Source organism: Dactylosporangium sp. NPDC005555 (genome assembly GCF_040605635.1).
GTDB lineage: Bacteria > Actinomycetota > Actinomycetes > Mycobacteriales > Micromonosporaceae > Dactylosporangium.
In genome coordinates this window covers 1-13678 of sequence record NZ_JBEXDG010000115.1, presented here as the reverse complement: position 1 = coordinate 13678, position 13678 = coordinate 1, and the positions used below count along the sequence as shown (strand labels likewise).

The 13678-nt window shown below is 66.5% G+C and carries 11 protein-coding genes, 1 tRNA gene and 1 pseudogene; 6 read left to right on the top strand and 7 right to left on the bottom strand.

What is annotated here, in order from left to right; all coding sequences use genetic code 11:
- Nucleotides 1-348: 348 nt before the first annotated feature.
- The 4 genes from thrC to argS are packed head-to-tail and all read right to left on the bottom strand — an operon-like array spanning nucleotide 349 to nucleotide 5732.
- The gene (gene thrC / locus ABZS58_RS50075; protein WP_354791807.1) at nucleotides 349-1398 is read right to left on the bottom strand and encodes a threonine synthase; all 1050 of its coding nucleotides are present in this window, start codon (nucleotides 1396-1398) and stop codon (nucleotides 349-351) included.
- A 4-nt stretch (nucleotides 1399-1402) separates the two neighbouring features.
- Nucleotides 1403-2674 carry a homoserine dehydrogenase gene (locus ABZS58_RS50070; RefSeq protein ID WP_354791809.1) on the bottom strand — a complete coding sequence of 424 codons (1272 nt, stop codon included), beginning with the start codon at nucleotides 2672-2674 and terminating at the stop codon, nucleotides 1403-1405.
- 8 nt (nucleotides 2675-2682) lie between these two features.
- Nucleotides 2683-4068 (bottom strand): diaminopimelate decarboxylase, encoded by a 1386-nt coding sequence (gene lysA / locus ABZS58_RS50065; protein ID WP_354791806.1) that lies wholly within the window; start codon nucleotides 4066-4068, stop codon nucleotides 2683-2685.
- A gap of 5 nt (nucleotides 4069-4073) precedes the next feature.
- Nucleotides 4074-5732, bottom strand: coding sequence for an arginine--tRNA ligase (argS, locus tag ABZS58_RS50060; protein WP_354791804.1), 1659 nt, complete (start codon nucleotides 5730-5732; stop codon nucleotides 4074-4076).
- Between the two features lie 182 nt (nucleotides 5733-5914).
- On the opposite strand from argS, the gene ABZS58_RS50055 reads away from it, so the two are divergent.
- The 3 genes from ABZS58_RS50055 (at nucleotide 5915) to ABZS58_RS50045 (ending at nucleotide 7591) form a co-directional block, all read left to right on the top strand.
- Nucleotides 5915-6844, top strand: coding sequence for a DUF3105 domain-containing protein (locus ABZS58_RS50055; protein WP_354791803.1), 930 nt, complete (start codon nucleotides 5915-5917; stop codon nucleotides 6842-6844).
- 43 nt (nucleotides 6845-6887) lie between these two features.
- The gene (locus ABZS58_RS50050; protein WP_354791801.1) at nucleotides 6888-7475 is read left to right on the top strand and encodes a DUF305 domain-containing protein; all 588 of its coding nucleotides are present in this window, start codon (nucleotides 6888-6890) and stop codon (nucleotides 7473-7475) included.
- Between the two features lie 44 nt (nucleotides 7476-7519).
- Nucleotides 7520-7591 (top strand) — tRNA-Arg (locus ABZS58_RS50045).
- A gap of 158 nt (nucleotides 7592-7749) precedes the next feature.
- Here ABZS58_RS50045 and ABZS58_RS50040 read toward each other — a convergent pair.
- From ABZS58_RS50040 to ABZS58_RS50030, 3 genes are all read right to left on the bottom strand, one after another.
- Nucleotides 7750-8139, bottom strand: coding sequence for a hypothetical protein (locus tag ABZS58_RS50040; protein ID WP_354791799.1), 390 nt, complete (start codon nucleotides 8137-8139; stop codon nucleotides 7750-7752).
- Nucleotides 8100-8588, bottom strand: a complete 489-nt coding sequence (locus tag ABZS58_RS50035; protein ID WP_354791797.1) for a hypothetical protein — start codon at nucleotides 8586-8588, stop codon at nucleotides 8100-8102. The genes ABZS58_RS50040 and ABZS58_RS50035 overlap by 40 nt, the downstream gene beginning before the upstream one ends.
- Before the next feature lie 283 nt (nucleotides 8589-8871).
- Nucleotides 8872-9024, bottom strand: coding sequence for a DUF3987 domain-containing protein (locus ABZS58_RS50030; RefSeq protein WP_354791795.1), 153 nt, complete (start codon nucleotides 9022-9024; stop codon nucleotides 8872-8874).
- Between the two features lie 572 nt (nucleotides 9025-9596).
- Between ABZS58_RS50030 and ABZS58_RS50025 the strand changes: the two genes are divergently transcribed.
- The 3 genes and pseudogenes from ABZS58_RS50025 to ABZS58_RS50015 form a co-directional block, all read left to right on the top strand.
- Nucleotides 9597-10010, top strand: coding sequence for a hypothetical protein (locus ABZS58_RS50025; RefSeq protein WP_354791794.1), 414 nt, complete (start codon nucleotides 9597-9599; stop codon nucleotides 10008-10010).
- Between the two features lie 182 nt (nucleotides 10011-10192).
- Nucleotides 10193-13015 carry an NACHT domain-containing protein gene (locus tag ABZS58_RS50020; RefSeq protein ID WP_354791792.1) on the top strand — a complete coding sequence of 941 codons (2823 nt, stop codon included), beginning with the start codon at nucleotides 10193-10195 and terminating at the stop codon, nucleotides 13013-13015.
- 105 nt (nucleotides 13016-13120) lie between these two features.
- Nucleotides 13121-13294, top strand: a pseudogene (locus tag ABZS58_RS50015) (transposase); the annotation flags it as partial.
- Nucleotides 13295-13678: the final 384 nt, after the last annotated feature.

Genomic DNA, 13678 nt, shown 5'->3' with positions numbered 1-13678 from the left:
GACAGCATGTGTAACGGGAGCTTCGTTGCTGCGCAAGCCGCCACGCGGCATCGACAACCCTCGACGCAAATCCTTAACTCACCGGCATTGAGTCAGGGGTACACGAGGTCTTCCGGATCATGACGGAGACCGGCAGCGCCGGCACGACCCGTGATCCGGAAGAGATGTTGTCGCCTGGGCGACCATAGGTCTTCCGGATCATGGGCTGCGGGTGTTCACGGCCGGGACGGCCGTGTCGCTCTTGCGCTGGACGCGGAGGGAGAGGGCCAGGGCCAGCGCGAGCTGGGCCCCGGCCCGGAGCCCGCGGGAGCCGCGGTCCGCACCACGGCGGACCTTGGCCAAAAGGAATCAGGCGAGGTCGAGGGCCTTCGCGGCGGCGAGGGCGTCGGCGGGGATCGTCGTGGGGGCCGGGGCGGTCGAGATGGCCCACTCGGGGTCCTTCAGGCCGTGGCCGGTGACGGTGCAGACGATCGTCTGGCCCTGCTCGATGAGGCCCTGGGCGCTGGCCTGGAGCAGGCCCGCGACGGAGGCGGCGCTGCCGAGCTCGACGAAGACGCCGACCGAGCGGGCGAGCAGGCGGTAGGCCTGCAGGATGTCGCGGTCGGTCACGGCCTGGATGACGCCGCCGGACTCGTCGCGGGCGTCGGTGGCCTTGGTCCAGGAGGCGGGGTTGCCGATGCGGATCGCGGTGGCGATCGTCGAGGGCTCGCGGACGACGGCGCCGTTGACGATCGGGGCGGCCCCCGAGGCCTGGAAGCCGAACATCCGCGGGCGGCGGGTGGCGTTGCCGGCCGCGTGGTCCTCCTGGTAGCCCATCCAATACGCGCTGATGTTGCCGGCGTTGCCGACGGGCAGGCAGTGGATGTGCGGGGCGTCGCCGAGGCCGGCGACGATCTCGAAGGCCGCGGTCTTCTGGCCCTGGAGGCGGTCGGGGTTGACCGAGTTGACCAGGGAGACCGGGTAGTCGAGGGACAGCTTCGAGGCGAGCGCCAGGCAGTCGTCGAAGTTGCCGGACACCTGCAGGAGGCGGGCGCCGTGCACGAGGGCCTGGGCGAGCTTGCCGAGGGCGATCTTGCCGGTGGGGACGAGGACGGCGCAGGTGATGCCGGCGCGGGCGGCGTACGCGGCCGCGGACGCCGACGTGTTGCCGGTGGAGGCGCAGATGATCGCCTTCGCACCCTCCTCGACGGCCTTGGAGACCGCCACCGTCATGCCCCGGTCCTTGAAGGAACCGGTCGGGTTGGCGCCCTCGACCTTGAGGTACACGTCGCAGCCGGTCCGCGAGGACAGCTCCGGGGCGGGCAGCAGGGGCGTGTTGCCCTCGTGCAGCGTCACCACCGGGGTCTGCGGTCCGACCGGTAACCGGTCACGGAACTCTTCGATCAATCCACGCCACATGGCGCTACTCCCCTTCGACACGCAGGACGCTCGCCACGGCGCGAACGATGTCCAGGGCCCGCAGCTCGGCGACGGTGGCCGCGAGGGCGCGGTCCGCGGCGGCGTGCGTGACGATGACCAGCACGGCCTGGTTGCCCCGGCCCGACTGGTTGACGGTCGCGATGCTGACCCCGTGCTTGGCGAAGACGCCCGCGACGGCGGCGAGGACGCCTGCCTTGTCCGCGACGTCCAGCGAGATGTGATACCTGGTGAGCGCGTCGCCGATCGGCCGGATCGGCAGGTCGGCATACGCGGATTCCGAGGCGGCGTGGGTGCCGGCGAGCCGGTTGCGCGACACGGCCACGAGGTCGCCGAGCACGGCGCTCGCGGTCGGTGCGCCGCCCGCGCCGCGGCCGTAGAACATGAGCTGCCCGGCGGCCTCGGCCTCGACGAACACGGCGTTGAAGGCGTCGCCGACCCCGGCCAGGGGGTGGGTCCTCGGGATCATCGCCGGGTGCACGCGCACGGACACCGCGTCGTCCAGCTTGGTGGCGATGCACAGCAGCTTGATCGTGCAGCCCATGGCCTTCGCGCTGGCCATGTCGGCGGCGGTGACCTCGGTGATGCCCTCGCGGTGCACGTCGGCGGCGGTGACCCGGGTGTGGAACGCCATGGACGCGAGGATCGCGGCCTTGGCGGCGGCGTCGAAGCCCTCGACGTCGGCGGTCGGGTCGGCCTCGGCGTACCCGAGCGCGGTGGCCTCCTCCAGTGCCTCGGCGAAGCCGGCGCCGGTGCTGTCCATCGAGGACAGGATGAAGTTGGTGGTGCCGTTGACGATGCCGGTGACGCGGGTGATCCTGTCGCCGTGCAGTGAGTCGCGCAGCGGGCGCAGCAGCGGGATCGCGCCGGCGACGGACGCCTCGTAGTACAGGTCGGCGCCGGCCTCGGCGGCCGCCTTGTGCAGGGTCGCGCCGTCCTCACCGAGCAGCGCCTTGTTGGCCGTCACGACGCTCTTGCCGCCGCGCAGCGCCTCCAGCAGCCAGGTGCGGGCCGGCTCGATCCCGCCGACGACCTCGACGACCACGTCGACGTCGTCGCGCTTGACCAGGCCGAGCGCGTCGGTGGTAAACAGCGACGGGTCGATCGGCAGGTCACGGACGCGGCCGGCGCGACGCACGGCGATCCCGACGAGCTCCAGCGGCGCGCCGATGCGGGCCGTCAGGTCCCGCTCGTGCTCGCGGAGGAGCCGGACCACTTCCGCGCCGACGGTCCCGCAGCCAAGCAGCGCCACCTTCACACTCATGGTCACCCCACGTCCAGTTTGAGCAGGTCGTCCTCGGTCTCCCGGCGGACGATGACCCGCGATTCCCCGTCAACCACCGCCACGACCGGCGGACGGGGGACGTGGTTGTAGTTGCTGGCCATGCTGCGGCAGTAGGCCCCTGTGCCCGGCACCGCGAGAAGATCTCCGGCCTGAACGTCCGCCGGCAGGAACTCATCCTTCACGATGATGTCCCCGGCCTCGCAATGTTTTCCCACCACGCGGGCGAGAATCGGTGGTTCGGCGGATACCCGGCCCGCGACGGTCGCGGAGTAGGCCGCGTCGTAGAGCGCGGTGCGGATGTTGTCGCTCATGCCGCCGTCGACGCTGACGTACGTGCGGATCCCGTCGACGTCCTTGACGGTGCCGACCTCGTAGAGGGTGAACATCGCCGGCCCGACGATCGCCCGGCCCGGCTCGATCGACAGGTGCGGCACGCTGAGCTGCAGCGCCGCGCACTCCTGCTTGACGATGCACATCAGGTTGGTGGCGAGGTCGACCGGCTCGGCGGGGGTGTCCTGCGTGGTGTACGCGATGCCGAAGCCGCCGCCGAGGTCGAGCTCGGGCAGCTCGATGCCGTGCCGCTCGTTGATCTGCGCCTGCAGCGACAGCAACCGCCGGGCGGAGACCTCGAACCCGGCCGTGTCGAAGATCTGCGAGCCGATGTGCGAGTGCAGGCCACGCAGCTCCAGGAGGCCGTCTTCCAGGATCCTGTCGACGGCCTTCGCGGCGGCGCCGCCGGACAACGAGAAGCCGAACTTCTGGTCCTCGTGGGCGGTGGCGATGTATTCGTGGGTGTGCGCCTCGACGCCGACGGTGACGCGGACCATGACCTTCGGCCTGGTTCCGGTCGTCTTCGCGATCGCGTTCAGCCGGTCGATCTCGTCGAACGAGTCGACGATGATCCTTCCGACGCCGGCGTCGACCGCCCTGGTGAGCTCGGCCACGGACTTGTTGTTGCCGTGCAGGCCGATGCGCTCGGGGGGCATGCCTCCCCGGAGCGCGATCGCGAGCTCGCCGCCGGTGCAGACGTCGAGCGACAGGCCTTCCTCGACGAGGATCCTGACGACGGCGGTGGCGATGAAGGCCTTGCCGGCGTAGAAGACCTCGGTGCCGCCGAAGGCTGCTTTGAAGCTTCTGCACCGTTCGCGGAAGTCTGCTTCGTCGAAGACGTATGCCGGGGTGCCGTGGTCTTCTGCGATTTTTTGGACATTTACTGATCCGACCTCTATTGCGCCGTTCTGTGCTCTTTTGACCGTTTTGGACCAGAGCTGGGGCACGAGGGCGTTGACGTCGTCGGGGGTCCGCAGCCAGGACGGGCCGCTGGAGCCGAGGTCGCCGTGCAGGGCGCCGGCCTCATGTGCGCGCATGTCGTTTACATCCGTTCCGGTGCTGAGACGCCGAGCAGGTCGAGCCCGTTGACGATGACCTGACGCGTCGCGTCGTTGAGCCACAACCGCGCCCGGTTGGTCTCGGTGATCGGCTCGTCGCCCTGCGGCAGCACCCGGCAGTTGTCGTAGAAGCGGTGGTAGGCGCCCGCGAGCTCCTCCAGATAGCGTGCCACGCGGTGCGGCTCCCGCAGCTCGGCCGCGGTCGCGACCACGGCCGGGAAGTCGCCCAGCGCCTTGAGCAGGTCGAGCTCCTTGTCGTGCGTGAGCAGGCCCGGCTCGTACGTGCCGGTGCGGTGCAGCCCGAGCTCGGCCGCGTTGCGGGCGACGGAGGCGGTGCGGGCGCCGACGTACTGCACGTAGAAGACGGGGTTGTCGTTCTTCTGCCGCGTGATCACCTCGATGTCGAGGGTCAGCGGCGAGTCGGTCGAGGAGCGCGCGAGGGAATACCGCGCGGCGTCGACCCCGACGACCTCGATCAGCTCGTCGAGCGTGATCAGCGTGCCGGCGCGCTTACTCAGCCGCACGGGCTCGCCGCCGCGCAGGAGGCTGACCAGCTGGCCGATCAGCACCTCGATGTTCTTCTGGGGGTCGTCGCCGGCGCAGGCCGCGATCGCCTTCAGCCGGCCGATGTACCCGTGGTGGTCGGCGCCGAGCATGTAGATGCAGCGGTCGAAGCCGCGCTCGCGCTTGTTGATGTAGTACGCGGCGTCGGCGGCGAAGTACGTCTTCTCGCCGTTGGAACGGATGAGCACCCGGTCCTTGTCGTCGCCGAAGTCCGTCGTGCGCAGCCAGATCGCGCCGTCGGCCTCGAAGATGTGACCCTGCTTGCGCAGCTCGTCGAGGGCGTGCTCGACCGCGCCGCCGTCGTGCAGGGTCTTCTCGGAGAACCAGACGTCGAAGTGGACGCCGAAGCGCTCGAGACTGTCCTGCATCTCCCGCAGCATCGCCTTGTAGCCCTCGTGCTCGAAGGCCGCTTTCTGCTCTTCGGGCGTTTTGTCGAGAATGTCGGGATTTTTTGCTTTCACGGTTTTCGCGATGTCCTGGATGTACTCGCCAGGATAGCCGTCGGGGGGCGTCGGCTGGTTGTTGGCCGCGGCCATGACGGACTCGCCGAAGCGGGCCATCTGCACGCCGGCGTCGTTGACGTAGTGCTCGCGGGTCACGTCGGCGCCGGCGGCCGAGAGAATCCGGCCCAGCGCGTCGCCGACCGCCGCCCAGCGAGTGTGGCCCAGGTGGACCGGTCCCGTCGGGTTCGCCGAGACGAACTCGAGGTTGACCTTCTCCTTCGCGAGGGCGTCGCCGCGCCCGTACGCCCGGCCGGCCTCCACCACGATCCGCGCCAGTCCCCCGGCCGCCGCCGCCGACAACCTGATATTGAGGAAGCCCGGTCCGGCGATCTCCACCGCATCGATCCCGGGAGTTTCCTGCAAGTTTTTCGCGACCGCCGCGGCAAGATCGCGCGGGCTCAGCCCGACCCTCTTGCCCAACTGCAGGGCGATATTCGACGCATAGTCACCATGCTCCGGGTTTCGCGGTCGCTCCACGCTGGTCGTCGCAGGAAGAACGGACGCGTCAAGGTCACGCTCGGTAAGCGCCGCCCGGGCGGCTTCGAGGACTGCTACGGCGAGTTCAGCGGGAGTCACCGACAAATGCTATCGGGGGTAGACTCCCGTACTTGGCGGAGGCCCGTTCTGCTGGTCACAATGCGGGACGGCCGCTCCGGCGGTTTTAGCGCCACCGCGTCCCGCCCGACCCCCCGACCGTTGACCAGACGAGGCCCGATGAGCGAGCACCACGCTGAGCGTTGCGAGGCGACGACATGAGCATGAGCACCCAGCACGGCGGCGGCAACCGCAAGCCGTCGACCAAGCCCGTTGCCGGCGCCAAGCCGAAGCAGGGTGGCGACGAGGACGCCGAACTCGACGAGGCCTCCGCCGTCTCGCTCGACAAGGAGTCGGACTCGGAGCCGACCTCGGCGTCCGGTTCGACCTCGGCTTCCGGTAAGCAGAAGGCGAGCCCGCGCAAGTCCGCCCCGGTGCGCAAGACCGCGCCGGCCGGCAAGCGCCCGGCCGCCCGCAAGGTCGCCCCGGTGAAGGTGAAGCAGGGCGCCGCGTGGGGCCCGATCATCCTGTTCTCGGTGGTCGGCCTGCTGGCCCTCGGCATCGTGGGCTTCGCCGTCTACCAGGTCAACCAGAACGGGCTCACCGTCCGCGAGCGCGCCGACCGGATCGACGGCATCAAGGACTACTTCAAGATCAATAAGGCGTACACCGAAGAGCGCAGCCACGTGTGGGGCCCGCAGAAGTACGACCTGAGCATCGCCAACCCGCCGGTCTCCGGCAACCACAACCAGAACTGGCAGCGCTGCCTCGGCGACGTCTACGCCGCCCCGATCGCCACCGAGCACGCCCTGCACGCCCTGGAGCACGGCTCGGTCTGGATCACCTACCAGCCCAACCTGCCGGCCGACCAGGTCGAAGCCCTCGCCGCCAAGGTCAAGGGCAAGGACTACATGATGATGAGCCCCTATGAGGGCCAGGCCAAGCCGATCTCCCTGCAGGCGTGGGGCTTCCAGCTCCAGGTCGACAAGGCCAGCGACGGCCGCATCGACGAGTTCATCAAGGCCCTCCGGCAGAACGCCAGCCTCGAGCCCGGCACCCCCTGCTCCCAGGGCGACATCATCACCGAGACCGGCACCGTCCCCCGTGACCTCGGCAAGGACGGCACCGGCACCGGCATGACCCAGGGCGGCTGACCTGTTCGGACAACTCACGGCACGAGCACGCCTGACCCTGGGCGTGCTCGGCGCCGTCCTGCTCCTCGCCGTGGGCGTCTCCGCCGGGTATCTCATCCCGACGCTGCGCGCCCCCGGCGAGAACTCAGTGGACGCCGGCTTCGCCCGCGACATGAGCGTCCACCACACCCAGGCCGTCGAGATGGCCATGTTCGCGTACCGTCTCGGCTCCACCGACGACATCCGCACCCTGGGCTACGACATGGCGCTGAGCCAGCAGTGGCAGATCGGCCAGATGCAGACCTGGCTGACCCACTGGCACCTGTCCCCCAACACGGACAGCTCCCCCATGGCCTGGATGCCCGACGGCAAGAACGCCCTCCAGCCGGACGGCCGCATGCCCGGCATGGCGTCCCAGGACGAGCTCAAGAAGCTCAAGTCCTCCACCGGCAAGGACTTCGACACCATGTGGTGCCAGCTCATGCTCCGCCACCACCTGGGCGGCATCCACATGTCCGAGACCGCCGCCGCCAAGGCCGCCACCCCCGAGGTCCGCGACGCCGCCGAGAAGATCCGCGTCTCGCAGCAGTACGACATCACCGCCCTGACAGAGAAGCTCCAGGACCTGGGCGCCCAACCCCTCCCCTCCTGACTCAGCCGCCACAGCAGATCTGTTATCCTTTGCGAGGCCGCAAGGCCCCCGTAGCTCAGGGGATAGAGCACCGCCCTCCGGAGGCGGGGGCGCAGGTTCGAATCCTGCCGGGGGCACACTTTCTGAAGTGGCTCTGATCAGCGAAAACGAAGCCCTGGACCAGCGCGAACGCGGTCCAGGGCTTCACTCGTTTGTCCGGCTGTCACCGGCTAAATCTCGCCATGATCGGCGGCCCGCCCCCAATACGCCCCCAAGCGGGGGCGGCTCTTGAGGGTTAGTAGCCCAGGGCTGCGCTGACCCGTCGGCAGAGGATCTCCGTGCCCTTGTCGAGGCAGGCCGCATAGATCCTGAACAGGATCTCGACCGACTGACCGGCCCACAGGGCGACATCGGTGGGCGGGACACCGCCATCGAGCCACGTCGAGACCGCCGCGTGCCGGAGGTCGTAGGGGCGCTTCGCCAACAGCGTCTCCACGACCTCGGGGGTGAACACGTGCTCGCGCGCCAACCGCCAGGTCGTGATGATGGTCCGCTTCGGCAGTTCGTGGCGGTTGCGCTCGCCGACGAACAGCCGGCCGCCGGCGCCGGTCCCAAACTCGTCCAGGCGCCAGTGGATGAGCGCGGTCAGTTCGGGTGGCCATGGTTCGATGCGCCGCTCCCCCACCTCTCGCTGTTTGAGTTGCCGCCGGTCGCGGTTTCGCCGCTGTCGGTCCATTCCTTCCCGGCGTGCGGTTCGGCTTCGCCGAATTCGAACTCGCCCCAACCCTCCTTCGGCAGACGGAGATTCGCGCGCTTCAGGGCGACCGATTCCTCCGGGCGCATTCCGGCGAAGTACAGGCAACCGAAGAATGCGGCAAGGTGCGCGCCAGCCGGGACATCGTCTCGCACCGCGTTGATCAGTGTCCGTGCTTGCACCGGGTTCGGCACAGCGCGCCGGTCAACCACTTGAACAGCCTTCGGTGGCTTCCACTTCAACGCCGGGATCGGGTTCGCGCCCAGGAGGTTGAGTTCCACGGCGTACTCAACGCTCGTGTTGAGAATCTTCCGGCGCCGGCTGACCACGCTCGGCATGGCCGGCTGCCCGTCGAGGCGTACCGCAAGCGAGTTCAGCAACGGCCGGAGCACCTTCGAGTCCGCGAGGGTGGAACCCTGTCGCGTGTTCCGACTGATCCACTTCAGGGCGTCGGCTACATCCTGAGGCTTCTCTTCGGCCCCGCGTTGCTGCGTGTTGAACGCCCACCGGCTGAGCGCCTTGCGGATCAGCTTGTCGTCTGGCTTGCGCGGGTGGTGGTGAACAAACGCTGGCGTGATCGGCTTGCCCCACCCGTCGCGGAGGTGGATCAGGCCGGCGATACGGACGCCGGCGCCGGTGTAGCGGCAGGACCGCCGGACCGGTTCAGTCGGCGAGCGTGAGAACGAGGGTCGTCAGGTTCGCCGCGTACGCCGTCGCGACCTCGGCTGGCACGGGGTCGACATCGACGTTCCGCCAGCCGACCGTATTGACCGGTACGGAGAACAGCACTCGGGCCAGCAGCCCGAGGCCACGCAACTGGGTATTTGCGCGATTTCGCGGAGGCTCTCCGGCTGCACGGCCAGACCCAGCGTCAGCGCGGGCCGGTCGACGTAGCTCGCGTCGCGGCACAGCTGGCCGACGCGCATGTTGTCGCCCGCGTGGCCTTGAGGAGCAGCGGCATCTCCGCCTGGATGGCGGCAAGGTCCACAGGACCAGACCGTGGTCGTGGTTCACCGAGTACTCCTGTTGAGATGGGAAGGCCGACCCGGCTGAGATGGCCCGACCGGGCGACTGCGTTCGATGGGCCCGCTCAAACTCGCGCGTGTATGTGCGAAGGCCAAAGCTGGGTCGACACCAGACCGAATCAAGGTCAAAGATCAAGTTGGTGCGCAGCCGATACCGGCGCGTCGCACCGCTTGGACGGAGGTCCGCACCTTAAGACCGTCGCGGTGTTTCGCGTGCGTCGTCATGTCGACAGTCATCAACGCACATCGGGAGCGCTGCAATACTCCGGCCAGCCGGTCGGGTAACGCTACATGACCCAACGGTCGATTGCATCGATCATTGTGGCGACCGTCAAATGAACTCCCCAACACTAGGAGCAACGGGTGTCGTTTGATCTCATGGCGCTGGCCCAAAGTAGTGCTCAGGTGATCGCAGCATCAATGGCCACGTCGGCGTGGGGGTGGACCCGAGGAAGACTCGGTCAGCTATTGAGCAGGCGGACCGACGACACCAGTGACCCACTCGCGGTGCTGGACGCCACTCACGACACCGTGGAACACAATGCCGGCGCCGCGACGCTTCAGGATGCACAGAGTCAGCTACACGCTCTGCTTTACCACAGGTTGCTGACCGACTCCGACCTGGCTGGGCCCCTTGCGGATCTGGTCAAGGAAATCGGCAACAAGATCAACGTGAGCGATCGTCGGCAGCTCATCAACCAAAGCGCTCAGGTCAGTCACGGCGGAACAGCGATCCAGGCCGGGCGTGACGCATACGGTGGCGGCCGACCGGCGTGACATCACGAACCCCTGGTCCACGATCGACGAGCACGCAGAGGGCACGGGCCGACGATGCGTCGGTCATCGTGCAGGCTGCTAGGGACGCGGTTTATGTCGATCGCCGCCGAGATCGCATCGGTGAGCGTCGCGGGGCCCTGCTGGTCGGCGGCGCCGTCGGGTTTGGCGCTTTGATGGTCTGCATGGTGCTTGCCGTCCGCCAACGCGCCTGGGTTTCGGAGCACCCAGTATTGGCGATCATTATGACGGTCGCCTGCCTAATCGCAAGCGTGACCGTCGGCTTCACCATCACGGTTGTGCTAGCCGTGCTGGCCGCGTGGTCGCTGATTGTCGCCGATAAAGTCAACGAGACGACCGGGCGACTATTTTCAAGGTACCGCAGAGCGTATCTCAGATACCTGCGGGAGCGTTACCATGACGTGGACATGCGTGGATTGACGATCCGCGGTTCATATACCTTCTCAATGAAGCAGATCTTTGTCGATCTGGCCTTGTTGCCCACACCGACCCACCGAGCGTCCAACGGGTTGACACGACCACGTCGTCGGCAAGGGGCGCTGTCACCAGACGAAGCACGACGCATGTCAGTGGTCGAGTGGCTGGGACGTAGCCGCTTCACACCTCTAGTCATTGTCGGTGCGCCGGGCAGCGGCAAGACCACACTGATCAAGCATGTGACACTGTCGTTGTGTCAAGGTTCGGCACGTGACCAGCTGCCGGCAAATCTTCGCAACAAGGTGCCGGTCGTCGTTGTCCTGCGCGACGTGGCACATGAGATCTGCAAGAACCCGAACATGACCCTTGCGGAAGTGGTGTACACAACCTTGACGAAGCTGCCAGCCAAGCCGTCGGGCTGGCTGGAGCACCAGTTACGTCTCGGTCGATGCATCGTGATGTTTGACGGACTGGACGAGGTCAGCCGTGATGGCGCTCGGGGCACGGTAGTGCATTGGGTACAGGAGCAGATCAACAATAATTTGGACAACTATTTCGTTCTCACTTCCCGCCCCAAGGGCTACCAAGACCACCCGCTGGAACAGGCGGTCATCGTCGAGGTGCAGCCTTTCACCGAGGCGCAGATCGAAGAGTTCATCGGCAACTGGTATGCAGCCACCCACAGACGGGCAACCGATCGGTGGGATCAAGGCGTCGCAGAGCAGACCGAGCAGGACGCCGCCGACCTGTTCGGCAGACTACGGGAGAAGGCCCAACTACTTGATCTCTCTCAGAATCCTCTTCTCCTGACCATGGTCGCACTCGTCCACTTTTACCGGGGAGCACTTCCCGGGACACGAGTGGAGCTCTATCGCGAAATTTGTCAGGTGTTTCTCGGCAAACGACAGGAGGCGAAGGGGATACAGAGCCCTCATACGACGGTACAGAAAGAGGTGGTGCTCCGCGTCTTGGCATACTCCATGATGTGCCAGGGGGTGCGAGAACTTAGGGCTACCGATGCGGGCTCAGTCATCCAGGACGCACTTGCCCGCGTCCAGTACGACGCGGGCAGTCGTGAGTTCCTGGAAGATATCGAACGCGGCAGTGGAATCTTGGTGGAACGAGAAAGCGGCGTTTACTCGTTCGCGCACCTGACCTTCCAAGAGTATTTGGCGGCGGCACATGCGAACGACGCGTCACTCGTCCAACAAATGTGCACCAGAGTCACTGACCCTTGGTGGTCGGAAACTGTTCTACTCTATGTAGCACAGGCCGACGCCGCCCCGATAGTGGCCGCCTGCCTGAGCTCTACGAATGCATCACACGAGCTGTTCATGCTGGCCGCCGACTGCATCAACGAAGCCAAAGAGATCTCTCCGGAGCTCACCCGGTATCTTGATGCGCCGAGCACCGGCGGTATTGATGCCCATCGCGGACGGCGGCTTATGCAGGTGATGCTTCTGCGTAAGGTGCGAAATAGCGTCCGACTGCGTGGCGGTGGTTACCTCTGCGCCAGCCCGCTCACAAACCGCGAATACCGATTCTTCCTCAACGATAGCGGTGAATACTGGCGTCAACCCGACCACTGGGAAGGACATGACCTCCCACCGGCGAACGCAAGCGCCGTAGGAATGCGTCGTTCAGACGCAGAATCCTTCGTGACCTGGGTCGCCCAGCTACAGTTGGACATTCGACTTCCCACTATGGACGAGCTCATGCAACTCAAATCGCCACCGATCGCATGGGCAAGCCAGCCTGATGGGAGGCCGGCCTGCACAACGAGACCGACGTCGAATCAGCAAAAGCCGAGTTCGTGCGACGTCAACCTCCTGCAGCTTGTCGGCGATGACTACTTTGCGATCACTAGCGTCAGCCGAGCAACGTTCTCGGCTCGACTAGGGGCGATGCTCGAAACATTTGCTGAGGTTTTGCCTGAGACTGCACTGCTGCAAGCAGTGCATAAGGATCTTCTAGCGTTGGCCTCGCCATCGGCCACGGGTGCCGGCCTCGATGGCCTGGCACATGCTCTGGATGCATTTACGCGGACATGGGGCCGCCGCGAGCATTCAGACGACACGCCGCACTTCTACCCAATTCAGGTCATCGAGCGGAGCAGGCAACTGGCCAAAGAGGAAACGAGCGATCCTCAATGGGAAACGGGTGCTGCCGCATTCTTTCACGACTTGGAGCGCCGGCTGCGCAAGTATCCGACCGACGTGTTGCAGCTCGACGATTCACCATTGACCGCTCCGCTCGCGCAGCCCGACCTCTACGCCGGTGGTTCTGAGTTCACGCAGGTTTTCGGACTCGCATTGAGGTCAAGTCAGGCAGCCCTTGACCGCCAAGCTCAACTTCCTGGTCGATACCGCCAGAAGGTGCGGGCTGTGGCGCGCCTTGCGTGCGTCGACTCTCTTCGGCTGTTGCACATGCGGCAGGCCACGGCGGAGACCTCCGACGACACTGCGCTCCGCCGTGCGTGCGAGCAGCAGCTTGTCGATTTCATCGTCCTTCATCGTCGCCTGTCGGGTCAGCTGCCGGCGACGGAGACGCTGTTCCTGGTTCGCAACTAGTACGGCAACCGCCTTTGAGGCGGCTGCCGTACCGGGCGGTGCGGGACACCGACAATATGCGCAACGACCTGCGGGCATTGATCGTCGGCGGCTCGGCGATCGAACGCGGTCCTGGTCGTGGACGAGACCCGGGGGCCTGAAGCAGGGCACCTGCACGGTCGGAGTGCAGCGGCAGTACACCGGCACCGCGGGCCGGATCGAGAACGCGCGGTTCGGGTCTTCCTGGCGTGCGCGTTCCGGCACGGGAACACCCCGGCTGACCAGCGGGTCTACCTGCCAGCGTCATAGCCAACTTGAGTCCAAGCCAAGCGAAACCGCACGATGCCGCCGGTCAGAAGAACCACAGTGGTCGGTCGATAGATGCACCCCTTAAGAGGCGGGGCGCAGGTTCGAATCCTGCCGGGGGCACGTCACAGAACTGCAAACGCGCAGCGCGACCGGCCGATCACTGATCGTGGACGCCAGCTTCACGCTTTGAACGATCGAGGATGCCCCGGCGAACCGCCCGGGGCATCCTCGCGTTCAACCTAATGATCGACATCGGACCCGCCCGGATCGCGGCAGATGTGGTGCGCCACGAAGCGCCTCGTTGTATCCCCGGTGCAGCCGGGAAGAACTCGGAGGGAGGTTTTTGGGTCCGATGGCTTACCTGGATCCGAAAGG

Coding starts and splice junctions, on each gene's coding strand:
- ABZS58_RS50055 (WP_354791803.1), top strand. CDS start 5,915: ATGAGCACCCAGCACGGCGGCGGCAACCGCAAGCCGTCGACCAAGCCC.
- lysA (WP_354791806.1), bottom strand. CDS start 4,068: ATGCGCGCACATGAGGCCGGCGCCCTGCACGGCGACCTCGGCTCCAGC.
- thrC (WP_354791807.1), bottom strand. CDS start 1,398: ATGTGGCGTGGATTGATCGAAGAGTTCCGTGACCGGTTACCGGTCGGA.
- ABZS58_RS50020 (WP_354791792.1), top strand. CDS start 10,193: ATGGTGCTTGCCGTCCGCCAACGCGCCTGGGTTTCGGAGCACCCAGTA.